At 63.5% G+C, this 25,165-nt stretch carries 17 protein-coding genes, 1 tRNA gene, 3 rRNA genes and 1 pseudogene; 15 read left to right on the top strand and 7 right to left on the bottom strand.

Annotated features, from left to right (window positions below; genetic code table 11):
- Positions 1–89: 89 nt before the first annotated feature.
- Positions 90–287, bottom strand: coding sequence for a hypothetical protein (locus ACZ5KP_RS06385; RefSeq protein WP_460923366.1), 198 nt, complete (start codon positions 285–287; stop codon positions 90–92).
- Positions 288–561: 274 nt separating this feature from the next.
- Here ACZ5KP_RS06385 and ACZ5KP_RS06380 point away from each other — a divergent pair, with 274 nt between their 5' ends.
- From ACZ5KP_RS06380 to ACZ5KP_RS06355, 6 genes are all read left to right on the top strand, one after another.
- Entirely contained in the window at positions 562–867 is a 306-nt protein-coding gene (locus tag ACZ5KP_RS06380; RefSeq protein ID WP_460923368.1) for a non-histone chromosomal MC1 family protein, read from the top strand.
- Between the two features lie 1,052 nt (positions 868–1,919).
- A 16S ribosomal RNA gene (locus ACZ5KP_RS06375) occupies positions 1,920–3,390 on the top strand.
- A gap of 108 nt (positions 3,391–3,498) precedes the next feature.
- A tRNA-Ala gene (locus ACZ5KP_RS06370) sits at positions 3,499–3,570 on the top strand.
- A gap of 208 nt (positions 3,571–3,778) precedes the next feature.
- Positions 3,779–6,701, top strand: a 23S ribosomal RNA gene (locus tag ACZ5KP_RS06365).
- A gap of 126 nt (positions 6,702–6,827) precedes the next feature.
- Positions 6,828–6,949: ribosomal RNA gene (gene rrf, locus ACZ5KP_RS06360) — 5S ribosomal RNA — on the top strand.
- Together the 16S, 23S and 5S rRNA genes with 1 tRNA gene alongside form the textbook arrangement of a ribosomal RNA operon.
- Before the next feature lie 113 nt (positions 6,950–7,062).
- Entirely contained in the window at positions 7,063–7,317 is a 255-nt protein-coding gene (locus ACZ5KP_RS06355) for a DUF5789 family protein (RefSeq protein WP_460923370.1), read from the top strand.
- Positions 7,318–7,733: 416 nt separating this feature from the next.
- On the opposite strand, the gene ACZ5KP_RS06350 is transcribed toward ACZ5KP_RS06355, so the two are convergent.
- Together ACZ5KP_RS06350 and ACZ5KP_RS06345 are read right to left on the bottom strand one after the other, a co-directional pair.
- Positions 7,734–8,474, bottom strand: coding sequence for an ArsR family transcriptional regulator (locus tag ACZ5KP_RS06350; protein WP_460923372.1), 741 nt, complete (start codon positions 8,472–8,474; stop codon positions 7,734–7,736).
- Positions 8,475–8,655: 181 nt separating this feature from the next.
- Complete coding sequence (locus tag ACZ5KP_RS06345; protein ID WP_460923374.1) at positions 8,656–9,744, bottom strand: DUF7972 family membrane protein; 1,089 nt, start codon at positions 9,742–9,744, stop codon at positions 8,656–8,658.
- Between the two features lie 413 nt (positions 9,745–10,157).
- Between ACZ5KP_RS06345 and ACZ5KP_RS06340 the strand changes: the two genes are divergently transcribed.
- Entirely contained in the window at positions 10,158–11,003 is an 846-nt protein-coding gene (locus tag ACZ5KP_RS06340; protein WP_460923376.1) for a M14 family metallopeptidase, read from the top strand.
- A gap of 812 nt (positions 11,004–11,815) precedes the next feature.
- Positions 11,816–12,745 carry an endonuclease/exonuclease/phosphatase family protein gene (locus ACZ5KP_RS06335; protein ID WP_460923377.1) on the top strand — a complete coding sequence of 310 codons (930 nt, stop codon included), beginning with the start codon at positions 11,816–11,818 and terminating at the stop codon, positions 12,743–12,745.
- Between the two features lie 115 nt (positions 12,746–12,860).
- Here the strand turns inward: ACZ5KP_RS06335 and ACZ5KP_RS06330 are convergent, their stop codons facing one another.
- Complete coding sequence (locus ACZ5KP_RS06330) at positions 12,861–13,619, bottom strand: Lrp/AsnC family transcriptional regulator (RefSeq protein ID WP_460923379.1); 759 nt, start codon at positions 13,617–13,619, stop codon at positions 12,861–12,863.
- A gap of 301 nt (positions 13,620–13,920) precedes the next feature.
- Here ACZ5KP_RS06330 and ACZ5KP_RS06325 point away from each other — a divergent pair, with 301 nt between their 5' ends.
- The 5 genes and pseudogenes from ACZ5KP_RS06325 (at position 13,921) to ACZ5KP_RS06305 (ending at position 19,158) form a co-directional block, all read left to right on the top strand.
- Positions 13,921–14,358 carry a universal stress protein gene (locus ACZ5KP_RS06325; RefSeq protein WP_460923381.1) on the top strand — a complete coding sequence of 146 codons (438 nt, stop codon included), beginning with the start codon at positions 13,921–13,923 and terminating at the stop codon, positions 14,356–14,358.
- Positions 14,355–16,619 carry an amino acid permease gene (locus ACZ5KP_RS06320; protein ID WP_460923383.1) on the top strand — a complete coding sequence of 755 codons (2,265 nt, stop codon included), beginning with the start codon at positions 14,355–14,357 and terminating at the stop codon, positions 16,617–16,619. Before ACZ5KP_RS06325 ends, ACZ5KP_RS06320 begins: the two co-directional genes overlap by 4 nt.
- Positions 16,620–17,017: 398 nt before the next feature.
- Positions 17,018–17,365, top strand: coding sequence for a helix-turn-helix transcriptional regulator (locus ACZ5KP_RS06315; RefSeq protein ID WP_460923385.1), 348 nt, complete (start codon positions 17,018–17,020; stop codon positions 17,363–17,365).
- Positions 17,366–17,465: 100 nt separating this feature from the next.
- Positions 17,466–18,746, top strand: coding sequence for an RNA-guided endonuclease InsQ/TnpB family protein (locus ACZ5KP_RS06310; RefSeq protein WP_460923387.1), 1,281 nt, complete (start codon positions 17,466–17,468; stop codon positions 18,744–18,746).
- 72 nt (positions 18,747–18,818) lie between these two features.
- Positions 18,819–19,158: pseudogene (locus ACZ5KP_RS06305) on the top strand (hypothetical protein).
- Positions 19,159–19,243: 85 nt separating this feature from the next.
- Here ACZ5KP_RS06305 and ACZ5KP_RS06300 read toward each other — a convergent pair.
- Positions 19,244–19,561, bottom strand: a complete 318-nt coding sequence (locus ACZ5KP_RS06300; RefSeq protein ID WP_460923389.1) for an RPA12/RPB9/RPC11 RNA polymerase family protein — start codon at positions 19,559–19,561, stop codon at positions 19,244–19,246.
- Positions 19,562–19,869: 308 nt separating this feature from the next.
- On the opposite strand from ACZ5KP_RS06300, the gene ACZ5KP_RS06295 reads away from it, so the two are divergent.
- Both ACZ5KP_RS06295 and ACZ5KP_RS06290 read left to right on the top strand, forming a co-directional pair.
- Positions 19,870–20,064 carry a hypothetical protein gene (locus tag ACZ5KP_RS06295; RefSeq protein ID WP_460923391.1) on the top strand — a complete coding sequence of 65 codons (195 nt, stop codon included), beginning with the start codon at positions 19,870–19,872 and terminating at the stop codon, positions 20,062–20,064.
- A 361-nt stretch (positions 20,065–20,425) separates the two neighbouring features.
- Positions 20,426–21,754 carry a hemolysin family protein gene (locus ACZ5KP_RS06290; RefSeq protein WP_460923393.1) on the top strand — a complete coding sequence of 443 codons (1,329 nt, stop codon included), beginning with the start codon at positions 20,426–20,428 and terminating at the stop codon, positions 21,752–21,754.
- Positions 21,755–21,941: 187 nt separating this feature from the next.
- Here the strand turns inward: ACZ5KP_RS06290 and ACZ5KP_RS06285 are convergent, their stop codons facing one another.
- Positions 21,942–23,522 (bottom strand): acetolactate synthase large subunit, encoded by a 1,581-nt coding sequence (locus ACZ5KP_RS06285; protein ID WP_464761889.1) that lies wholly within the window; start codon positions 23,520–23,522, stop codon positions 21,942–21,944.
- Entirely contained in the window at positions 23,522–24,883 is a 1,362-nt protein-coding gene (locus tag ACZ5KP_RS06280; protein ID WP_464761888.1) for an NAD-dependent succinate-semialdehyde dehydrogenase, read from the bottom strand. Before ACZ5KP_RS06280 ends, ACZ5KP_RS06285 begins: the two co-directional genes overlap by 1 nt.
- Positions 24,884–25,165: the final 282 nt, after the last annotated feature.

Here is a 25,165-nt window from a genome sequence, read left to right as displayed (position 1 = left end):
AGTGACCGCGACCGCAATAAACGCCCGGAACTCCGCGATCGACCGGCAGTGGGGAGTCGATGCGACGGTCCTGTTTCGGCGTCGACCGCTCAGAACTCGTGTTCGACGTCGTCCTGGTCGGCTTTCTGAATGATGATCTTGTCCTCGCGGACGCGCACGAAGACCTCGTCACCGATCGCCATCCCCGCGACGGCGAGTTCGTCCTCGTGGAGGTTGATGTGTACGTTGTGGTACTCGCCGTCTTCGTCTTTCGCACCACTCGGGCTGAGCTTCTTTTTACGGACCATCGCGGTCTCTCGTTCCGACTGTTCGCCGCAGCACGTACTTAAGTGTTGTTGGACGCCCGATCCGCCGTCTGGCCGAGGGCTTGCGGTCCATCGGCCGCGCGCCGGCCGTTGCGGGGTGGGATATGGCCCGAAAATCGGCCGTCGTCCCCGGAATTTCCCCGTCCTCCGGCTGTCCGCCGGGGAAAAGATTAAATATGGGGCGCTCCCGTCTGGCGATCTCGGGGATATCTTTATGGTGGGGAGTGTGTTCCATTCACACGGAGGTTTGGAACCCATGGTACGTGAAGACGGCAAACGAAACTTCGCACTGCGAGACGGGGGCGACGAATCGAGCGTCTTCTCCGGAAACACGCCGCGGCAGGCCGCCCTCAAGGCGGCGCGGCGCCTCGAACCGGCTCCGTCGGAGTCGGCCGCGAACGAGACGGAGCTCCGGCTCCGCGAGAAGGGAACCGACAAAGTCCACATCTACGACGGCTGGGCCTGGGAGGAGGAGGCCCCCGACGACAGCCCTAACTGGATGCCGGGGGACATCACCGAGGCGAACGTCTCGAAGAAGGGGATCGAGCATCTCGACGAGTGACGTCAGGACGTAACTGATCTTTTGTGCGGCCCATCGGACGACGAGCGGCTGCGCTCTCGGGTCGCTCTCCCTGTAGGGTCGATGCTCTTCTCTGGTTTGTCCTCATGCGCGCCCGCACGTGCCCACGCGAACAGACTCGGTTGTCGCCCGTTCCGGTCGAGCCCCACCGGAGCTCCGATCGCGGGTGAGCCGCACGCGATCCTGTCCCGTGACTCGGTCGGGACGACGGGCTTTTTCGACCGCGTCCGCTGGACTCGAACGCGCGGATCCCACCCGGCCAGACGCCGCAGGACGCGCGGGATGACCGGTCGGCCTCCGTCCGCGTGACATTTTCGGCCGCGCTCGCGTCGAGAGCACCAGCTCTCGCCTACATGCGGGCGGATACGAGTGGTCGCCGCCGAACGTTCGGGCCCCGTCGGTTCGTGGGACATCGGAGCATGGTACCGCGAATCGAACGGGGGGTCGGTTCGACGGCCTTAAGTGTAAACCCGGATTCGAATGGAATGCACACGACGCGGCGCGCGGCGCCGCAGCCTTCGGCTGTATACCGGCACGAAGGAGCACGCCCGGACCGGCGGCCAGGTCGATCCCGACCAGTGGCGCGTTCGGACACGTTGCGTGTCCAATCGCGACACGCGCCGTCCCGGTCCACAGCCCTTAAGTATAACAGGGCATTCGGATCAAATCCGGAAACCGACCGACGGCGGTCGGAGATCTCGCGGACACGATCCGAATGCCTTATATGTGAACGGGCATTCGGGTGTGAATGCGAACGCGACGTCGACGGGGCGTTCAACTCGCTCCGTTGCACGGACCCACGTCGGGGCTTCGAAGGGTTTATCCCCGGACGAAGCCCTACGTTGAGGTCCGAAGGAAATGAGGATCCCGCCCCTGCGGTCCGCCGTAACAGACGGGATCTGATGTTAGCCTTGGTAGTTCGGCGACATCCGGCCTGTTGGCCGATCGTCGCCGATCTTGGACCATATGCAATGTTCACGTGGTGTCTTTGACACCCGTGTTCCCGCCTAACCCGCCTCCATTACGGAGGCGACATTCCGGTTGATCCTGCCGGAGGCCATTGCTATCGGGGTCCGATTTAGCCATGCTAGTCGCACGAGTTCATACTCGTGGCATATAGCTCAGTAACACGTGGCCAAACTACCCTGTGGACCAGCATAACCTCGGGAAACTGAGGCTAATTCTGGATATCGCCCACATCCTGGAGTGGAGTGGGCGTGAAACGTTCCGGCGCCACAGGATGTGGCTGCGGCCGATTAGGTAGACGGTGGGGTAACGGCCCACCGTGCCCATAATCGGTACGGGTGATGAGAGTCAGAGCCCGGAGACGGTATCTGAGACAAGATACCGGGCCCTACGGGGCGCAGCAGGCGCGAAACCTTTACACTGCACGAGAGTGCGATAGGGGGACCCCGAGTGCGAGGGCATACAGTCCTCGCTTTTCACCACTGTAAGGTGGTGGTGGAATAAGTGCTGGGCAAGACCGGTGCCAGCCGCCGCGGTAATACCGGCAGCACGAGTGATGGCCGATCTTATTGGGCCTAAAGCGTCCGTAGCCGGCCAGACAGGTCCATCGGGAAATCTGCACGCCCAACGTGCAGGCGTCCGGTGGAAACCAGTTGGCTTGGGGCCGGAAGATCCAGGGGGTACGTCCGGGGTAGGAGTGAAATCCCGTAATCCCGGACGGACCACCGGTGGCGAAAGCGCCCTGGAAGGACGGACCCGACGGTGAGGGACGAAAGCTAGGGTCACGAACCGGATTAGATACCCGGGTAGTCCTAGCTGTAAACGATGTCCGCTAGGTGTGGCGCAGGCTACGAGCCTGCGCTGTGCCGCAGCGAAGGCGCTAAGCGGACCGCCTGGGAAGTACGTCTGCAAGGATGAAACTTAAAGGAATTGGCGGGGGAGCACTACAACCGGAGGAGCCTGCGGTTTAATTGGACTCAACGCCGGACATCTCACCGGCACCGACAGCAGTAATGACAGTCAGGCTGATGCCCTTACTCGACGCTGCTGAGAGGAGGTGCATGGCCGCCGTCAGCTCGTACCGTGAGGCGTCCTGTTAAGTCAGGCAACGAGCGAGATCCGTATTCTTAATTGCCAGCAACGCCGTGAGGCGGTTGGGTACATTAGGAAGACTGCCGCCGCCAAGGCGGAGGAAGGAGCGGGCAACGGTAGGTCAGTATGCCCCGAATGTGCCGGGCGACACGCGGGCTACAATGGCCGAGACAGTGGGATGCAACCCCGAGAGGGGGCGCTAATCTCCTAAACTCGGTCGTAGTTCGGATTGCGGGCTGAAACCCGCCCGCATGAAGCTGGATTCGGTAGTAATCGCCGTTCAGAAGACGGCGGTGAATACGTCCCTGCTCCTTGCACACACCGCCCGTCAAATCACCCGAGTGGGATCCGGATGAGGCCCGGTTCCCGGGTCGAATCTGGGTTCCGCAAGGGGGATTAAGTCGTAACAAGGTAGCCGTAGGGGAATCTGCGGCTGGATCACCTCCACAGACCGGGACCTGGCGATCAGCCAGGCCCACCTATCCGAGATCGTCGACGCCGCCCATCAGGCCGGACGCTAACGAACTACCAAGGCTAACGTTCCCCGAGAGGGGTGGGCCCATAGCTCAGCGGTAGAGTGCCTCCTTTGCAAGGAGGATGCCCTGGGTTCGAATCCCAGTGGGTCCATGCCTCGGGACGATCGGAAACCGTGCCCCTTAACTGTGGGACGGCGATACGATTGGATCCCGACTGACCGATGCACCGCCCCGCGCAAGCGTGGGTGGGAAGGGTCGATGCACGCACCGCTCACACTAGGGCGTGCAAATGACACCGTGTGTACGTGCGATCCAGACGTCCACTGGGTCCGTGCAGCGATCGGACCCGACGTCAGCAGACTGCGTGGCTACTATGCCAGCCGGTGGATAGCTCGGCTCGAGAGCCGACGAAGGGCGTGCCAAGCTGCGATAAGCTCGAGGGACCCGCACGGAGGGGAAGAACTCGAGATACCCGAATAGGAATCCTCACCGCAATTGCTTTGCGCAATGGGGAACGCCGAGAACTGAAACATCTCAGTATCGGCAGGAAGAGAAATCAATTACGAGACGTCGTTAGTAACCGCGAGTAAACGCGACACAGCCCAAACCGAAGCCCTCACGGGCAATGTGGTGTTGGGTCTGACTCTCATCGTTCGAAACGGTTCGTGAAGTCTCCTGGAACGGAGCACGATACAGGGTGAAAGTCCCGTAACGAGCTCGAGTACGACGTGCGTCAGTACCAGAGTAGCGGGGGTTGGATATCCCTCGCCAATATCCCAGGCATCGACTGGGAAGGCTAAGTACTCCTCGAGACCGATAGCGAACAAGTAGCGTGAGCGAACGCTGAAAAGCACCCCAAGAAGGGAGGTGCAATAGGACTTGAAATTGGCTGGCGATGGAGCGACGGGGCACGAAAGGTCCCCTGCAAAACGACAGTAGTGCGAACTACCAGTAGGAAGCAAGGGAAGCCGGTGTTCCGTCGTACGTTTTGAAAAACGGACCAGGGAGTGTGCTGGATTGGCGAGTCTAACCCGATTATCGGGGAAGGCGTAGGGAAACCGACATGGCCGCAGCGCTTTGCGCAAGGGCCGCCGTGTTCAAGCGCGGGGAGTCAATCCGGCACGACCCGAATCCGGGCGATCTATGCGTAGGCAGGGTGAAGCGTGCCGAAAGGCACGTGGAGGCCCGCTAGGGGTGGTGTCTTACAATACCCTCCCGTGATCTACGTATAGGGGTGAAAGGCCCATCGAGCCCGGCAACAGCTGGTTCCAACCGAAACATGTCGAAGCATGACCGTTACCGAGGTAGTTCGTGGGGTAGAGACACTGATTAGCGGCCCGGACCCCGAGAGGGGTCTGACCGCTTGTCAAACTCCGAACCTACGGACGCTGTCGACGTAACGAGTCCGGTGTGCGGGGTAAGCCTGTGCACCATGAGGGAGACAACCCAGAGTCGGGTTAAGGTCCCCAAGTGTGGGTTAAGTGCGATCGAAGGTGGTCCCGAGCCACAGACAGCCGGGAGGTGAGCTTAGAAGCAGCTACCCTCTAAGAATAGCGTAACAGCTTACCGGCCGAGGTTCGGGGCGCCCAAAATGATCGGGGCTCAAACCCACCACCGATACCTGACCGTGCCCGTCACAGGGCAACTGTGTAGGTTGGCGCTCTGATCGGATGGAAGCTCGGGCGAGAGCTCGCGTGGACCGATCAGTGACGAAAATCCTGGTCATAGTAGCAGCGTTAGTCGGGTGAGAATCCCGACGGCCTCAAGAGTAAGGGTTCCTCGGCACTGCTTATCAGCCGAGGGTTAGCCGGTCCTAAGTCTCGTCGCAACTCGAGCGAGACAAATTGGGAAACTGGTTAATATTCCAGTGCCGTCGTCCAGTGAAAGCCGACGCTTTCGGATCGACCATGCCGGGCACTCGCCCGGTCGAATCACCGAACGCCGTGGAAGCCGTCATGGCACGAAGCGGCCGAATAGTGAGATAGCGAAAGATGGTTCAACCGAGAGCCCGTGAAAAGGTGAGGACGACGTCCGTACCGAGATCCGACACAGGTACTCTGGCGGCGAAAGCCAAGGCCTGTCGGGAGCAACCGACGTTAGGGAATTCGGCAAGTTAGTCCCGTACCTTCGGAAGAAGGGATGCCTGCCCCGCAACGGGGCAGGCCTCAGTGACTCGGACGCTCCGACTGTCTACTAACAACATAGGTGACCGCAAATCCGCAAGGACTCGTACGGTCACTGAATCCTGCCCAGTGCAGGTATCTGAACACCCCGTACAGGGGGACGAAGGACCTGTTAACGGCGGGGGTAACTATGACCCTCTTAAGGTAGCGTAGTACCTTGCCGCTTCAGTAGCGGCTTGCATGAATGGATTAACGAGAGCGTCACTGTCCCAACGTTGGGCCCGGTGAACTGTACGTTCCAGTGCGGAGTCTGGAGACCCCCAAGGGGAAGCGAAGACCCTATGGAGCTTTACTGCAGGCTGTCGCTGGGACACGGTCGCTAGTGTGCAGGGTAGGTAGGAGTCACTACACAGGTACGTGCGCCAGCACGCCACCGAGACACACATGAAACACTACCCACTAGTGACTGTGACCCTCACTCCGGGAGGAGGACACCGGTAGCCGGGCAGTTTGGCTGGGGCGGCACGCGCTTGAAAAGATATCGAGCGCGCCCCAAGATCACCTCACTCGGGTCGGAGACCCGAGGAAGAGCGCAAGAGCACAAGGTGGTCTGACAGTGTCGAGCACAACAATCGACACTGACGCGAAAGCGTGGTCTAGCGAACCAATCAAGGTCCTCAATGGGCCGGATTGATGACAGAAAAGCTACCCTAGGGATAACAGAGTCGTCACTCGCAAGAGCTCATATCGACCGAGTGGCTTGCTACCTCGATGTCGGTTCCCTCCATCCTGCCCGTGCAGAAGCGGGCAAGGGTGAGGTTGTTCGCCTATTAAAGGAGGTCGTGAGCTGGGTTTAGACCGTCGTGAGACAGGTCGGCTGCTATCTATTGGGGGTGTTTTGGTGTCTGACGGGAACGATCGTATAGTACGAGAGGAACTACGATCGGTTGCCACTGGTGTACCGGTCGTCCGACAGGGCGAGTGCCGGGCAGCTACGCAACACGGGGTAAGGGCTGAACGCATCTAAGCCCGAAACCCACCTGGAAAAGAGACACCGTTGAGATCTCCCGTATAATACGGGGTCGATAGAGACGGGGTGTACGCGCCGAGGCAACGAGGCGTTGAGCCCGCGTCCACTAACAGATCGAAGCCACACATTCATACCGCATTGCTGACGTTCGTTCCATCGTTGGACGGACCCAGGCGTTAACTGGATCGCACGTACTACACGGATTACCGACGCAGGAGCCTTACCGCGTCGCGGTTCGATTCCGCGAGTCGGCGTTAAGGCGGCCATAGCGGCGGGGTCACTCCCGTACCCATCCCGAACACGGAAGATAAGCCCGCCTGCGTTCCGGCGAGTACTGGAGTGCGCGAGCCTCTGGGAAATCCGGTTCGCCGCCTACCACTCATTCAACCCTCGCACAGCAACAGCGCTGTGCGGGGGTTTTCGTATGCGTAGCAGTGTGGTACGCAATTGCATAGCGCGTTCTTTTGTCGGTCGGGCCCGAATGGCCCGTATGCGCGAGGTTCCCCTGAACGAGCTCGACGTCCTCCTCGAGGAGCTGTCCTACCCGGTCGATCGCGACGCGGTTCGCGAGACGTACGAGGACGTGGTATTGTTGTACGCCGACGGCACCGAACGGCTCGTCGACGTCCTGGATCGCACGGCGAGCGAGCGCTTCGAATCGCCGGACGACCTCTCGATGGAGGTGTTCAGTGAACTCCCGGTCGAGGCGGTGGGTGAGCCCGGGCAGTCCGAGGGCGAGGGCTAGGGAATTTGGGTGCGATTGCAGGATCGATCAGCGATCGACGGGAACTATTCGACGTCTCGAATACCGAGAGATCAACGATCTCTCGACATCGCGGCTGCGCCGCGATAGCCCTCGGCGCGCTCGCGGTCGCTCAGCTCGCGTGTCGCTCACTTCGTTCGCTCCCGCTCGCTATGGCCGAGGGCTCCCGTTGGTCAACGCTGGTGGGGATCGGCGTCTCTCCGTACTCGGCCTCACAGCGTTCTACACGCCTCGTGATCGGGGCTTCGAGGCCCGTTAGCAACGCACGGAGCCGGGCTGTCATCGTCTATGACGCCCCGATATCCGGATGGCTGTACTGGACGGTCGCGGGGGTCGAGTTCGAGGACGTGATTGACACCACCTCGTAGCGGGCGGTCGTCGTCCCGCGAGAACGGTTGTCAGGACCCCTCAGTGTCGTCCGTACGCCCGTCAGCGGAACTCTCGGGGAACTCGTCAGCATCGTCTTCGGCTGGCAGCTCGACGTCCGCGTCGACGTCGATATCGACGCCGTCGGTGCCGACTTCAGCATCGACCGATCCTTCGACTTCGGCTTCGCCGTCACTGGTTTCGACGTCGAGTTCACCACCGCCTTTCCCCTCGACGCTGGCCCTCTCCTCGTCGAGTTCGACCTCACCTTCGACGTCGGTCTCGGCGTTCACTTCGGCCTCGCCGGCTTCTGCCGCCACGGACGAACCGGAGTCGATCTCGATGCGAGCCGACTTCTCGCCCGCGTCGTCGCGAGCCGCACTCGCGAGACTGTCGCGGACCGGATCGACGGCCACGCCCAGAAGGTCGCTCGGCGGCACAGCACCGTACTCGAACGCTGCTCCCTCGCCATCGTGCTCGCGACGTTCGGCGGCGTTCTGTTCGACGAGTTCGTCGAGCGTATTCCCAACCGACGTGGGGTGGAGCCCGATGCCCGCGGCAACGTCCTCACTGGTGCTCCAGTCGTTCTGCCTGAGATATACGTAGACGCGGGTCCGCGTCTCCGTGTCCAGCAGCCACGAGAGAACGTCTACTACGCCCTCGTCGAACCCGGCTCTCGCCCGGTCCACCAGCTGCTCGAGACGATCGCCGATGGCGTTCCAGTCGCCCCGTCGATCGTCCTCGGTGTCGATGTCGTCACCTTTGCCAGACATGTCCCTTCTTTGAGGACAGAACAGTCTCGGCCGGAAAAGGCCTGTGACGAGGGGCCCGTCCGGGCCGAGTGCGATCTGGTACCCCTCGGCTTCGGTCGCCTCTCGAGACGTCGTTCCCTCATCAGCCCCATCCAGGCCACGCTTGAGCCCACGATGGTGCGCATCGAGAGCGGCGGCCGCGCTATTCGCTCTCGTCGTCGTCCGCGTTCTCCCCGCTCTTCGCTTCGGTGTCGCCCCAGTCGAGGTCGCGGGACCGGTCGGTCTCCCGGAGGATGAACGGCCCGATGGAGAGCGTGCGCTTCGTCACGGTGGCGATACGAAGGATGTAGGACAACAGGAACGCGAACGGCAGCAGGCAGATGGCCACGCCCGCGCTCACCACCAGGATGAGCGTGCGCGCGCCGAACACGGTTCCGGGGAACAGCGACGGTTCGAGGTAGACGACGCCCGCGACCGCCGCGAGGAGTGCGGGCAAGGACGCGTACAGCATCGTCCGGGAGAGATCGATGAGCGCCCACTGGAAGTACAGCGTCTTGAAGTGCTCGCGCGCCGGGCCGAACAGTTCGAGCGCGTCGATGAGTTCGTCGAACGCCTGGTGGGCTTCCTCGGTGAGCACGTCCTCGTTCTCCGCGCGAATGCGGCGCGCCGCGTACAGCTTCCACGAGTAGTTGTAGTTCAGCGCGGAGAACACCACGTCGAACTCGCCGAACTGGGAGCCTTCGAGATTGCTCTGGACGGCGTCCGCGTTCCCCTTCACGTTCTCGGTGAACTCGGCCACCTGGTCGTTGAGGGTCTCGTCGTCGATGGTCGCGATGGCGTCCTGGAGGGCGTCCGTCTGTCGCTTCGTGAGCTTCACGATCGCCCGGAGGAACGCCGAGGGCTGGGCGGGACTGACGGGTTCCTCGATGACGTCCTCGACGTCCTTCCGGAACGCCATCGCTCCCTCCATGCGTTCGCGCTGGTCCCCGACCGGCCCCTGTTCCTGTGAGAGAACGAGCTGGCTGAGCGTGAGCACGAGCGTGACGCCCGTGATGATGGCCGTGAGCAGCCCCTGGAACAGCGTCTCGATGGGGTCCCCGTGGGTGAACAGCGCCGGCGTCCCGGTCGGGTGGAGGTGCCCGATGATGACGAGCGCGAGGAACACGCCGCCCACGATTCCGGCGGCGACCAGCCACCGGTTCGCGTTCAACAGTAGCCAGAACTTCCAACTGTTCTCCGGTACCCGCTCCCGCATCGTGTCGCTCGGGCGACTCCCTCCATTGTCGCTCATACCACACGCATTCCGCTCACGGGTGAAAGTGCTTGAGGGGCCATCGAGGAGACCTCACGACCGAACCAAGCCACTCACAGTCGCGGACCACGAGTACTGCCACCGACTCCCGACACGAGAGTCATCGGAACGACCGCCGTCGCCCTGCGTCAGCCTGCTGTCGCGCTCCACAGTTCGCGGCGCGCTGGCGCCCAGCGCCTCCGACGGATCGATCTGGGCCTGCCTTCGCTCCCGGTGGGTCGACACGGCACGGTCCGCGCCGGTGATCGAAGCTCGAGGGCCACGTGACCGTGCCCGGGTGGATGGAGTAGCCAGGTGACAGTGGTAGAAGGCGGCGTGATGGAACCACGCTCCGCTTCGGACGATCGGACTGGCAGGGGGACTTTCAGCGTGCAGCAGCTACGTTCGCCCGGATGTTCGATCGGGATATTGCCCCTGACGTCGTGGAATTCGGCCCGGGCGACGCGGATCTCGCCGTGGTCTGCAACGTGCACGGTGACGAACCGACGGGCGCCCGTGCGATCCATCGGATCCTCGAATCGTCGCCCGACTGTGAGAAGGGGGTGAAGTTCATCGTCGCCAATCCACCAGCGTCCATCTCGCATCGCCGCTCGCTCGACGTGGACATGAACAGGGTGTTCCCGGGTGACCCGGAATCCGACGACCGCGAGCGGCGCCTCGCCGCCCACCTCGTGACGGAGACGGCCGGCTGCGATACCATCTCCGTCCACACGACCCACGCGACCCCCGAGCCGATCGCATTCGTCTCGGAGGGGGATCCCCGCTCGCTCGAGATCGTCTCCCAACTCCCGATTCCATACGTCGTCAACGAGACGCCAGTCGTCGACGGGTCGTTCAGTTCGACTGACGGGGTCGTCTCCATAGAGGCCGGGAAGGTCCAGCAACCGAGTGCGGTCGTCAAAGCCGAGATGGTGATCCGGGCGTTCCTCTACAACGAGGGTGCGATCTCGGAGGAGCCCCCGACGCATGCGTCACCGACGAACTACTTCGAGATCTACGACGAGGTCGAGAAGCCGGTCGGGGACGAATCGTACGAACTGCTCGCACGAAACTTCGAGCAAGTCGGGGCGGGAGAAGCGTACGCAAAATCCACCGATGGGATCCTCCTCGCCGACGAACCGTTCGTTCCGATTCTGATGTCACACGCTGGATACGACGAGATATTCGGCTACCGGGGACGGAAGATCGGTGACTCCGTCGAGGATGCCAGGGAGGCGTGGCTCGGTGAAGGGCGGTGACTGGACGCCCGCCTCCCGATGGAGTCTTCCCTGTACAGCATCCAGTCGCTGTACTGCCCATCGACCGTGGACCGTCGTCGCCACAATTTTTTGCTACGCGTCGAGCTGCAAATATATCTCCTCCAACGGGACGACAGCTGCGCCCCCGATTGCAGCCGGGGTCCTCCTCGCTGGGACGGCTGCCCGAGACGTCACACACGGGTTCGAAATCCGGGCGGCGCTGGCGGCCTCTCCGCGGTCGCCGTCGGTCTCGGTGTGCTGACCGGCCGCAGTGGGTTCGAATCGTCGGACGACCTCTGATGGAGCTCTTTAGCGAGCTGCACGTCGAGGCGGTGGGTGAGCCCGGGCAGTCCGAGGGCGAGGGCTCGGGATACGCTGTCGAGTTCGATGATCCGGCCGAGGACCGCTAGCAGACTATGGTATCTCGAAAGCCCTCGGCGCGATCGCGGCCGCTCGCCGACATATCGCACCGCTCTCCACACCGCCCGCGGTGCGATAGTGGCCGACGAGCGACCAGGCTTCGCGCGACCGCGCCTCGCCCTTTCATTCCACCAGGCGTGTGGACAGGCCGAGTGTTGGGTGGCCTGATGGCGCTTCGGTGCCGGTCGTCCTTGATCCCCGGAGCGTCGCGGTGCGTTCGGTCTCACTTCTGGCGCGGGTATTGGGCACTGCACTGCCGGAATCCGTTTGTCGCATCGAGAGCCCCGTATTCACCAACGAACGGCTGTCTCTTTCCCTCCATACGTGGAGATGAATTCGGCATATGCTCTTTCGGGGGCAGTTTTATTTTGGATCGTAGAGAGGTCCTTCGCATGGCCTTCAGTTCTGAGTTCCGTGTTCTCTCGTGGAATGTACAGGGGGCTGTGCCGCCGAATGGGAGCATTGAACGAATAGAGAATCAGATCGAATTTCTCGAGAAAGCGGTGAATCTTCCCGATCTGGTGCTGTTGAATGAGGTGACGACGATCCAACGGGAGCGCTGGCAGGAGTCCTTGGCGGAGATTGGGTACGGAGAGATCGTTGATACCCTCGAGTGGGCTGCGGAGCTACGGGAGAGTACGGTTCCGCCACACCAGGATTACAACCACGTGAATGGGAATCTCATTGCGCTGCACGAGTCGAGCGATGCGTCCGAACTGACCAGGTTGCGTCCGAGCATCCGGTACGGGCCGTGGGAGAACGCTGATCTGAAGGACTGGGATACGAACCTCCCCGAAAAGATACTCAATGCCACGGTCACCCTGGATGGGCGTGAGATCGAACTGTGGAATGTACGCGCAGTCCCTGGCAGTATGCACGGTGAAGAGAAGATCAAGATTCTGGAGAACACATACAACCGGATTTTGAAGGGAACCGAGTCGCCCTGCATTTTGGCGGGGGATTTCAACGCCCCGAAGGAGGAGTTAGCAGATGGGACAACGCTTCCCTGGCGGCACGGCGAGGAGGGCGAACTGGCTCGGCGGTGGGGGGAAGCAGAACTGAATATTCTTTGCGGGCTTGAGGAAACGGGGATGGTCGATATCTTCCGAGCACAACACGGGTACGACGAGCTCGATATTCTGGATGTAAGTCATGCCACCCAAACCGAACATCCGGAATCAGTCGCCCCAGCCGAGGTCGAGGGCAAACGGTTTGACCACATGATTGCCTCCGAAGCACTCGATCCACAGGACTGCTACTACGACCACGCTGGATTTTCGTGTAGTGATCACGCCCCTCTCATCGCCGCATTCAACGCATAATCGGTCACCATTCTGAATACGCGCGTTCTCTGCAGCACGACTCTCAACACCGATCACAGACAGTGGTTTCGACCGCTGGTGCGTGGGAGACGACCCCGCTCGAGATCCTCGCTTGCTACGCTCGCTTCGCTGCGGTGCCGCCGAACCCGTCGAGGGTGTCGTTTCGGATCCCGACCGCGGAGAACAGGGAGACGAGATCTCCGGGTCGAATCTCGGTGTAGCCGTTCGCCGACAGCACCTCCTCTCCGCGTTCGATCGCGACCACTAACACGTCCTCGCCGAGCAGCCCCTGCTCTTTGGCCTCCGCCAGCGTTTTGCCGGCGACCGGGGCGTCCTCGGTGACGGTCAGGTCCACGACCTGTGCGTCGCCGACGAGGCTCAACACGTTCGTCGCCGGCTGGGAGTGTGTGGCGTCCGTCGGGCCGTAGGGCTGGTAGGGCTGGTGGTACTCTTCCTTGATGAGGCTCTCGTCCTCGATGGCGATGCCGAGGTCCTCGATCTCGCTGGCGATGCGCTGGAGTGACGTGGTGTCCTCGCCGATGGCTTTCACGTGGAGGCCGTCGTCGCCGGACATCACGTCACGGACGTTGACCACGCCGGAGATGTCGAGGATCTCCCTCGCGAGCTGATCGCGTTCGGAGACGCTGGCGCTACAGACGAAGAGGCCGGTGAGGAGGCCGTCCGCGCGCTCGTAGTCGATGTGTGCGGGATAGCCCCGAATGATGCCGTGCTGTTCGAGCTGATTGAGGCGGTTCCGGACGGTGCCCGCCGACACGTTCAGTTGCTCGGCGATCTCGGTCGCCGTCGTGTTCCGGGCGTCCGATCCGAGATAGTACAGCGCCAACCGGTCGATCTCGTCGAGACGATACCCCATTGTTGTCCGTTGTTCGTTCGCTACCACAATTGACCTTTCTATCGTTCGATTGGACGTGACCGGGTTCCAGCGCTACAGTCCGTAGGATGCGATTTCGGTCGAGCCACAGTTGGGGCACTCCGCCTCCGGCTCCTCCATCGTCGTCCCACAGTTCCGGCACTCGTGAACCGCCGCTGTCTGCCCCGAGACGAATTGGCGGAGACGACGAATTACCACGCTAATATTGCTTCAACACACGCCAACTTATAAGTCTGGGTTCGGGGAGTGGGTATTTTATATGCGCAGGCGGATAGTGGCGGGTATGAATCCAACCACAGCCGACGATCGGGACCTCCTCGCACACGTCCTCCTCCCGGTCGCCAACGAGGCGGACGCACGTGCCAGCGCACGGGCACTCGAATCCTACCGGCCCGAACGCGTCACCACACTTCACGTGGTCGAGAAGGGTGGCGGCGCCCCGGACAAAACACCGGTTTCGCAGTCCGAGGCACTCGCCGAGGAGTCCTACGACGCCGTCCGCTCGGTCTTCCCGGACGCCGACGACCACACCGCGTATGCTCGGGACGTCGTCGGTGCCATCTTCGACGCCGCAGCGGAGATCGACGCGACCGCCATCGCGTTCCGCTCTCGTGGCGGCAACCGAATCATGCAGTTCCTCTCCGGCGACCGCTCGCTGAAGCTCGTCACACAGGCGGACCGTCCGGTAATCGCGCTGCCGCGAGCCGACAGCGACGGATGAGCGACGACGAGCTCGCGAAGGACCTCGGGCTGATTTCGGCGATGACGATCGGCATCGGGACGATGATCGGTGCCGGCATCTTCGTGCTGCCCGGGGTCGCCGCGAACGCCGCCGGCCCCATCGTCGTCGTGTCGTTCGTCGTCGGCGGCGTCATCGCGATGGTGAACGCGCTCTCCGTCTCCGAACTCGGCACCGCGATGCCGAAGGCCGGCGGCGGCTACTACTACATCAACAAGGCACTCGGCCCGATGTTCGGCTCGATCGCCGGCATGGGCGACTGGATGGGGCTGGCGTTCGCCTCCGCGTTCTACTGCATCGGCTTCGGCCAGTACCTCACGGTCTTCGTCGGCCTCCCCGGCGTCGCCTTCCTCAGCCCGATTCAGGTCGGCGCACTGTTCGCGGGCGTCATCTTCGTCGCGGTCAACTACGTCGGCGCGAAGGAGACCGGCGGCGTCCAGACCGTCATCGTCACCATTCTGCTGGCCATCCTCGGCGCGTTCGCGCTCGCCGGCTTCACCACCTTCGACTACGGTACCCTCGCCGACGACGGCGGGCTCACGCCGTACGGCACCGGGGCGATTCTGCCCGCGACGGCGCTCGTGTTCGTCTCCTTCCTCGGGTACGCGAAGATCGCGACCGTCGCCGAGGAACTCAAGAATCCCGGTCGGAACCTCCCGATCGCCATCCTCGGCAGCGTCGGCATCGTCACCGTCGTGTACGCGATTCTCGTCACGACGATGCTCGGCGTCATCCCGTGGCCGGAGCTCAGTCAGGACGCACCCGTTGCGCAGGCCGCCGAAGTCGCGTTCCCGTCGTCGCTCGGTCCCGTCGGTGGCGTCGCGGCCGCCGCCGCGTCCGTGATGACCATCGGCGCGCTGCTCGCGACCGCCTCCTCCGCGAACGCCTCGATCCTGGCGTCCGCGCGCATCAACTTCGCGATGGGGCGGGACAAGATCGTCACCAACTGGCTCAACGAGATCCATCCGAACTACGCGACGCCGTACCGCTCCATCCTCGTCACCGGTGGGCTGATCGTCGTGTTCATCGCGGCGCTCGGTCAGGAAATCGAGGTGCTCGCGAAGGCCGCCAGCGTCCTTCACCTCATCGTGTACGCGTTGATGAACGTCGCGCTCATCGTCTTCCGGGAGGCCGACGTCCCCGAGTACGACCCGGAGTTCACGGTGCCGCTGTACCCGATCACGCCGATCTGTGGCGCGGTGCTTTCACTCGGGCTCGTCGCGTTCATGGACGGCCGAGAAATCGCACTCTCCGCGGCGTTCGTGATCGCGGCGCTCGTGTGGTACTTCGTGTACGCGCGCAGCGAGACGACGAAGCAGGGCGTGCTCTCGAACTACATCCGCAGCCGCGAGGACGAACTCCCCGACCGGGTCGTCGAGGCCGCCGACACCGTCGCGCCGACCGGCGACGAGGGACCGACGATCATGGTCGCGCTGGCGAACCCGCGCACGGAGAGTGCGCTCATCACGCTCGCGAGCGCGCTCGCCCAACACGAGGGCGGCCGCGTGCTCGCCACGCACATCGTCACGGTGCCCGACCAGACGGCGCTGGAGACCGCGGCCGAGCACCGCGACGGCATCGACGCCTCCTCGGCGGAACTGCTCGCCGCGGCGAAGGCCGACGCGGCGGCGTTCGACGTTCCCATCGAGACGCGGACCATCCTCTCACACCGTGGCATCGAGGAAGTGTTCGACGCCGCGCGCACGCACGACGCCGACACCGTCGTGATGGGCTACGGCGGCACGCAGTTCGCCGGCGGGCGCGCCGAGGGCGCGCTCGACGAGATCACCCACGACCTGCCGTGTGACTTTCTCGTGCTCGACGGCCAGCCCCTCGATCTCACGGACGTGCTCGTTCCGACCGCGGGCGGGCCGTCCTCGGACCTCTCCGCGGAAGTCGCCCGTGCGCTCCGCGAGACCGTCGGCGTGGACGTCTCGCTGCTGCACGTCGTCGACGCGGGCGAAGAGGACACCGGTCGCGAGTTCCTCGCCGACTGGGCGGCCGGCCACGGACTGGCGGACGCAGATCTGCTCGTCGAGACGGGGGACGTAGGAGCGACGATCGGCGACGTCGGCTCCCGATACAGCCTCGTCGTCGTCGGCGCGACCGAACGTGGACTGCTGTCCCGCATCGTCCGCGGGTCACTCGCGTTCGACACCATCGCGGAGCTGGAGACGCCCGTACTGCTGACCGAGCGACCCTCCGCGCGGTCGCTCCGCGAGCGGCTGTTCGGCAGTCGGTGAGCTAGTTGTCTCCGGCTCGAACGTCGTCCTTCGAGTCGGTCCGGAGTAGATCTGTCCCGGGCGAGTGGATCGTGTGTTTCCTCGGGAACGATCTCATGCTGTGTTCGCGCCACGTATGCGGCAAGGGGGTCAAACTACCCAGTGTCTGGCAGAAATAGGGGAACCGACGCAGCGGTTGTATCTCTCACGGGGACCTCATTCTGCCGTCTCGATCATTGAAGTACTTTGGCAGATCGATCCCCGCTCACGTTGGCGCTGGCTCGAGCCACTGCGTACCGTGGGTTCGGCACTCGAATCGCAGTGACATCGGGCTGGTTCCAGGAGCCCGCTGCTCGTCGAGCACGGACGGCGCCAACACGACCGAACGACTTATTATAGATTATTACTATCTATTACACATGCCGATCGAGATCGATCAGTTCGAAAGTGGCCCCGAAGGTGCTCTCGATCTCAAGGAGGGAACGCAGCCGCATACCGTTCTCACGTTCCTGGCAACGAACGACGGGCAAGCGTTCACGCAGACCGAAATTCACGAAGCGACCGACATCCCCCGGGGGAGTGTCGGTGTCGTCCTGTCACGCTTGGAGGAGCGGGATCTCGTTCGCCACCAGGGACGATACTGGGCGATCGGGGAGGATGAACGTCTTGCGTCCTACGCTGCGCAGGAGGCTGCGAGTTCGTCGTCGACGACAGACGACTATTACGGAAGTTCAAGGAGAAAGTCCCGCCGTTCAGGGCGGGGATGAATCCGACAATACACTACACAAACTACCTCTCGATGGCAGACTGGATATTCCACGCTGCGTAATCCATCCTTTCAAGTAATTATACCGACACACGTTACATATGGCGAACGAGGTCGTCACTCGCACCTACACTGCTTCCATTCGGAACCAGCAACAGGTGTCCGACGACCTCGACGCCCTCGGGTTCGCAGCCTCGAAACTCTGGAACGTCGGTCGGTGGACAATTAGTCGTGTCTGGGATGAAATCGACTACATTCCTGAACACGACGAACTCACCGCGTACCTCAAGAGCCACGACCGCTACGATGACCTGCATTCTCAGTCAAGTCAGCGAGTCCTTCAAGAACTCGCTGAGGCGTTCAACGGCTGGTACGGCAAACGACAACACGGAGACACGAGAGCGAACCCGCCGACGTACCGCAAACTCGGCGACGAACACCCGCGTTCGACAGTCACGTTCAAAGACGCCGGCTTCACACTCGACACCGAGTACAATCGCGTCCGACTCTCGAAGGGCTCGAACCTGAAAGAGCACTTCTCGGACTTCAGCCTCTGTGAGTACCAGACCCGGCCCGACGTTGCGCTCTCCGCCGTGGAGAGCGTCCAACAGGTTCGGGCAGTCTGGACGGGCGAGGAGTGGGAACTTCATTTCGTCTGCAAGGTCGAACTCGAAGCCGCCGAATCTCCCGGCGAGAAAACTGTCGGCATCGACCTTGGCATCAGCAATTTCGCCGCGCTCGCCTACGAAGATGGGCACGCCGAGTTGTACCCGCTGAACTGTCTGAAGCAGGACGACTACTACTTCAGCAAACAACTCGCTCGCTGCGACGGCTCGGATTCCGAGCAGGCGAATCGGTTGAACCAGAAGAAATCGGCTCGTCGCACCCACCACTTCCACGCGCTCTCGAAACACATCGTCCAACGATGCGTTGCCGACGGCGTGGGGACGATCGTGATTGGCGACCTCTCGGGCATCCGCGAGGACGAGGAGGACGGCGAGTCGAAGGACTGGGGGAGGCACGGCAACCTCGACTTGCACTCGTGGGCGTTCGACCGGTTCACGGACCTCCTCGAATACAAAGCCGAGATGGAGGGTATCACGGTGGCGGAGATGTCAGAGCACGATACGTCCAAGACGTGTTCGTGCTGTGGGCAGAAATGCCGCGCGAATCGCGTTGAGCGCGGGTTGTACGTGTGTGACGAGTGCGGGATGACGGCGAATGCAGACGTGAACGGTGCGGAGAACATCCGACAGAAAGTAACTCCGAGTCTCGCCTGTGACGGGGGAGATAGGAGTAACGGCTGGTTGGCACAGCCATCGACGTACTTGTTTGACAAGGAGACTGGTGCGTTCGCACCTCAAGAACAGGTCACGTCGTAAACCACAATATCCCAACGCGGTCGGGAATCCTCGCTCTTCAGCGCGGGGAGGATGTCAAGGTGAATCGGACGGATGACGGAGCCGCAGTATACCCGTGGAACGGTCGTGAAGGGGCCAGCTCTGCTCGGGCCCCACGACCATCGACCATACGTTTGCTTAGTGCAGACTCTCCCCGTTCCGCGACGAAGAAGCTGTCTACGGGGTCGTCACGACAACGCGCCGCTCGGCAGCAATTCCACTCGCCGACGCGGACTTCATCGGTGGAGGACTTCCCCGCGAGAGTTACGTCAATCCCTGGGTCCTCGTCACGATCAAACACGCCGATATCGAGGCGATAGAAGGCCACGTAGACGAGGCGACTGTCGACAAGATTGCCCGAGAGGCGGCTACGCACCTGGGTGCGCTGGACTGAAGGGACGGCTTCGGGCATGGCGGTGCCCGAATCGACCGTCTCGGTCGAACTGAATCGAAGTGGAGTTGCTGCAAGAGACGCGCCGTCAGGACTCGCGCCACTTGTGGCCCCACTCGATGCAGGTGAACAGCCGGACCTCGTAGGAGCCGCCCGGTTTCGGCAGCATCTCGTACTCGGCCCGGTCGCTGTCGCAATCGTCCGCCGGACAGGGCGCCTCCATCGTCTCGGTGGCGCCCTCGGTCGCGTCGGCCACGGCGGGTGCCCCGTCGTCCCGCTGCTCGTCCTGGGTCGTCATCGCCGCTTCTGCGTGCGCGTCCCGCGGCGCCTCGTTTCCACAGGAGCGACACACCCACGTGTCGCCCTCCGTGTGCATGATCGAACCACACTCCTCACAGAACTGCATCTACCGGAGGCTGACGCGGTTGCCGGATACGTGTTCCTCTCCGATCCGCCGTGGATTTCGGGCAACCGTTCGTGGCTGTCTGTGCTGCGGTATCGACGCGACAACGGGCGACGTTCGATCGTGCCCGACAGCTCTCGACTGGCAACGGGGTGTGCGATGGGCTCCGTATCTGGGGGCGAGAGTGGTCGACGTCGTCGGAATTGGCGGGACGACTCCTCGCCAGGCAGGTACCTGCCGCTCGTCAGCGATAGTTCTGAATCTGAAACTGGAGAGAAGCATATTTGTATGATGTAGCGAATCCGTCAAACGTGTCAGAGCAGCCCTCCAAAAACTCGAACGGCCTCGTTAGCACAGAAACCAAGATTACGGGACTCTTCGTCACCGTCGCTCTCGTATTGGTGTTCGGTACAACGGCTGTAACTGACAGTCAATGGGTTCACATCGCCGTGCTCCTCGGCGTTGGCGTCGTCGTCCCGACGCTCATCAACGAATGGCGTGCCTGATCGGATCACGGCCTCGCCACTCACACTGGTAGCGCCGTGAGCTGCTTTCGATTCCCCGCGCACGAATCGGCTGTTCAGGCCAGTCCAGTTGCCGCGATGGGGTGACATCCACTGCGAGATATGTGGCCCCTACGCAACACTCCCGCTGCACCCGATCGATAGTTTGGGTGGAATCCCGTACAGCAGCGACGACGTACGACAGCGCTTCCACTGCACTGTCTCGGGCGGGAACGCTTCAGAACTGCTTCGACGATCACACGGTTACCCCGCTTCGATCTCATTACTCCCTTTTAGTAGGTGGGCCGATACGTCCTCCTATGAACACTCGACAATCGACCACCCGCCGCTTCCAGCCCCGCCGATGGTAGACGTCGCGCTCTCGCTGGCGCAGGTCGCCCTCGCGCTGGTGCTCGTCGCACTCAACGGCTTCTTCGTCGCTGCGGAGTTCGCGTTCGTGCGGATTCGAGGCACGTCGGTCGAACAGCTCGCCGAGGATGGCCGGACCGGTGCGAATACGCTCCAGGAGGTGATGGCGAACCTCGACGACTATCTCGCGACCACGCAGCTCGGGATTACCATCGCATCGCTCGGATTGGGGTGGGTCGGCGAACCCGCAGTGGCGGCGCTTCTCGAGCCCGTACTGGCACCGATCCTCCCGGCGAGCCTCATCCATCTCGTCGCGTTCGTGGTCGGTTTCAGCGTCATCACGTTCCTCCACGTCGTCTTCGGCGAGCTCGCGCCGAAGACGCTGGCGATCTCCCAGACCGAACGCCTCTCCCTCTTCCTCGCCCCGCCGATGAAGCTCTTCTACTACCTGCTCTATCCGGGGATCGTCGTGTTCAACGGCGCCGCCAACGCGTTCACCCGGGCACTCGGCGTCCCACCCGCCTCCGAAACGGACGAGACGCTCGGCGAACGGGAGCTGCTCCGGGTGCTCACCCGATCCGGCGAGGAGGGAGACATTGACCTCGCCGAGGTGGCCATGATCGAGCGGGTGTTCGATCTCGACGACGTCGTGGTGCGCGAGGTGATGGTCCCTCGACCGGACGTGGTGAGCGTCCCGGCAGACGCCTCGCTCTCGGAACTCCAGTCGATCGTCCTCGAGGCCGAGCACACTCGCTATCCAGTGCTCGACGCCGAGGACGCCGATCAGGTGGTCGGCTTCGTCGACGTCAAGGACGTGCTGCGAGCCGAGGTGGAGCCCGGGGACAGCGAGGTGGCCGGTGACCTCGCTCGCGATATCGTGATCGTCCCCGAGACGATGCGGTTGAGTGATCTCCTGCGACAGTTCAGGGACGAGCACCAGCAAATGGCCGCCGTGATCGACGAGTGGGGCACGTTCGAGGGAATTGCGACGGTCGAAGACGTCGTCGAGGCGCTCGTCGGCGACCTCCGGGACGAGTTCGACGCCGAGGGGCGTGAACCATCGATTCTCCAGCGCGACGACGCCGGGTACGACGTCGACGGCGGCGTTCCCCTCTCGTCGATCAACGACGTGATCGAGGGGGAGTTCTCGAGTGACGAGGTCGAGTCCATCGGTGGACTCGTACTCGAACGCCTCGACCGAGCCCCGGCCCGTGGCGATCGAGTCGAGATCGCCGGGCACGTCGTCGAGGTGACGAGCGTCGACGGGACTCGAATTTCGACGGTCCGTATCTACGCTCGGGACGGTGCGGACGACGAACTGTGACCATCGTCGCATCTCCCCGCCGAGACGACCACATCTCGTCCGGGCGATTCCCCTGCCGGTCGGCAGGAAATCGATTCTGGGCAACTGCGTCGGTCTCGTTGCCCCTGGCTTGAGGGATGGCTAACGCCACCGCGGACCCGACTGGCTGGGACCCGGTGCGTCGCGGAACTGCGAGTGGTCCCCACGCTCACGCGATCGGAATCTCCACCAGCGCCATCTCCCCGCCGACCGCTTCGGAGAGCGCCGTCTCGAGGTCGCCCCTCGTCTCGGGCCGGTACCCCTCGATACCGAAGCTCTCCGCGAAGGTCACGAAGTCCGGGTTCGTCAGTCCCGTGCCGAAGGACTCCCCGGTGTGATCGCGCTGCTTCTTCGAGATCAGGCCGTAATCGTCGTCGTTGAAGACGACGATGGTGAACCCACAGCCGGTGCGGGTCGCCGTCTCGATCTCGGCGGCGTTCATGAGGAAGCCGCCGTCGCCGGTCGCCGCGACGACGTTCGAGTCCACCGCCAGATCCGCCGCGAGCCCGCCCGGAACGGCGATGCCCATCGATGCGAGCCCGTTCGAGATGATGCACGTGTTCGGCTCGTACGTCGGGAATCGCTGGGCGATGGCCATCTTGTGGTTGCCGACGTCCGAGACGAGCACGTCCTCGTCGGCCATCGCCTCGCGCAGCACGGGGAGGACGCCCTCGAGGGTGAACGGCGCGGTCTCCCGTGGGGTCTGGTCGATCCCGTCGACGATTCGCTCTCGGAGGTCGGCGTACCACCCCGTCTCGAAGGACGCTCCGGCGGAGCGGTACCACTCGGTCAGGGCCTCGAGCGTCCGGCCGTTGTCGGCGATCACTTCGACGTCGGGGTCGTACGCCTCGTACACCTCTGCGGGTTCGCTGTCGACGTGGACCAGCGGGACGGTCCCGTCGTTCCAGTCGGCCGGGTCGTGTTCGGCGATGTCGTAGCCGACGGTGACCACGAGGTCCGCACGCGAGATGGCCTGCGCTGCCTCGCCGTCGGTGCCGGAGCCGAGCGTCAGCAGCGATCGCTCGTCGGCGTCCGAGACTGCTCCCTTCCCCATGTACGTCGAGACGACGGGGACGTCGGTCGCCTCGACGAACGCGCGCAGTTGCGTCGCGGCCTGGGTCCGGACGGCGCCGTTGCCGGCGATCACGATCGGGCGATCCGCACCCTCGAGGAGCTCCTGGACGCGACCGAGCGTGTCGGGATCGGGCGCTGCAAACCGGATGCGGTCCCGGGCTTCGAGCGGCCGCGCGTCGGTCTCCTCGCTCGCGACGTCCTCCGGGAGCTCCAGGTGGGTCGCGCCGGGTTTCTCGTACTCGGCGACCTTGAACGCCTTCCGGACGGACTCGTGGACGATGTCGGGGCTGTCGAGCTGCGTGTTCCACTTGGTGACCGGTCCGAACGTCCGCAGCACGTCGATGGCCTGGTGGCTCTCCTGGTGGAGGCGTTCGAGCCCGCCTTGCCCGGTGATCGCGACCAGCGGGCTCTTGTCCAGGTGCGCGTCGGCGACGCCCGTCAAGAGGTTCGTCGCGCCCGGGCCGAGCGTCCCGAGGCACACGCCCGCGTCGCCGGTCAGGCGGCCGTGGACGTCGGCCATGAACGCCGCGCCCTGCTCGTGGCGGACCGGGACGAAGGTGACCGTGGAGTCCCGGATCGAGAAGAGGAGATCCTCCAGCTCCTCGCCCGGAACGCCGAACACGTGATCGACGCCCTCGCGTTCGAGCGCGGCGACCAGCAAGTCGGAGGCCTTCATCACTCCACCCACACCGTCTTGCGGTTGACGAACTCCGTGATCCCCGGCTCGGCGAGCTCGCGGCCGTAGCCCGAGTCGCCGACGCCGCCGAAGGGGACCCGCGGATCGGACTTGACGAGCTGGTTCACGTAGACGCAGCCGGCGTCGATGCGACCGGCGACTCGCTCGCCCCGCTCGCGGTCTTCGGTCCAGACGCTCGCCCCGAGCCCGTACTGCGTGTCGTTGGCCTTCCTGACTGCCTCGGCCTCGTCGCCCACCTCGTAGACCGCGGCGACGGGACCGAACGTCTCCTCGTCGTCGACGGGACAGCCAGGCGGAACGTCGGTCACCACGGTTGGTGGGTAGAACGCGCCCTCGCGGTCCATGGGCTCGCCGCCCGTGACGACGGTCGCCCCGGCAGCGACGCTGTCCTCGACCTGGCCGTGGAGCTCCTCCATGAGGCCGGCCCGGGCCTGCGGGCCGACGTCGGTGTCATCTTCGGTCGGATCGCCGACCGCGAGCGACTCGATCTCGTCGACGAACGCGTCGAGGAACTCGTCGTAGATGTCGGTGTGGACGACGAACCGTTTCGCGGCGATGCAGGACTGGCCGCCGTTCTGGTTGCGCGCCCACGCGCCGGTCTCGGCCGCAGCGGGAACGTCGGCGTCGTCGAGGACGACGAACGGGTCGCTCCCGCCGAGCTCCAGCACCGTCTTCTTGAGCTGCTCGCCGGCCGTCGCGGCGACGGATCGGCCCGCCGGCCCGCTCCCGGTCAGCGTCGCCGCCCGGACGCGGTCGTCCTCGAGGACGCCCTCGACGCGGTCGGAGGGGATCAGCAGCGACTGGAACACGCCCTCGGGGTAGCCGGCCTCGCGGAACACCTCCTCGATGGCGAGTGCACACCCGGGCACGTTCGAGGCGTGTTTCAACAGTCCGACGTTCCCGGCCACGGTGTAGGGGGCGGCGAACCGGAACACCTGCCAGAACGGGAAGTTCCAGGGCATGACCGCGAGGACCGGCCCGAGCGGCTCGTACTCGGTCTTGACCGTCGTTCCAGGCGGGCTCGGGTGATGGTCGGGCTCGAGGTACGCGCTCGCGTGCTCGGCGTAGTGATCACAGGCCCAGGCGCACTTCTCGACCTCCGCGATCGCTTGCGTGATCGGCTTGCCCATCTCCCGCGTCATCGTCTCCGCGTACTCGCGTTTGTTCTCGCGGAGCACCTCGCCCGCGGACGCGAGCAGCTGCTCGCGGTCACGGATCGAGCGGTCGCGCCAGTCCTCGTAGCGCTCGGCCGCACGCTCGAGCGTCGCCTCGACTTCGCTCTCGGTGTGTTCGTCGTACGTTTCGATCCGGTCGCCGGTCGAGGGGTCGACGACGTCCATGGGGCCTAGCACGTCGGGACACAGACGTATGAACGTTCAGCCGATTCCGCTTGCTATTGGTGCCTGGCGACGGCCGGCGTGTGACATCGGTAGCACTAGGTGGCGGTACGGGTACGGCGGTCAATCGCCTCGGCGAGCTCGCGAAGGGCCTCCATGGGCTGGGGTACTGTATCGACGACGAAACGTCAGTCCTGCAACCGCGCAACAGTTCTGCCGGTCTCCTCACTACGCGTGAGATCGAGGCGTTCCTCGAGTGTTCGGACGGTACCGCAAACGCCCAGA

Source organism: Salinarchaeum chitinilyticum, assembly GCF_055390775.1.
This window is presented reverse-complemented; position numbering and strand designations above follow the sequence as displayed.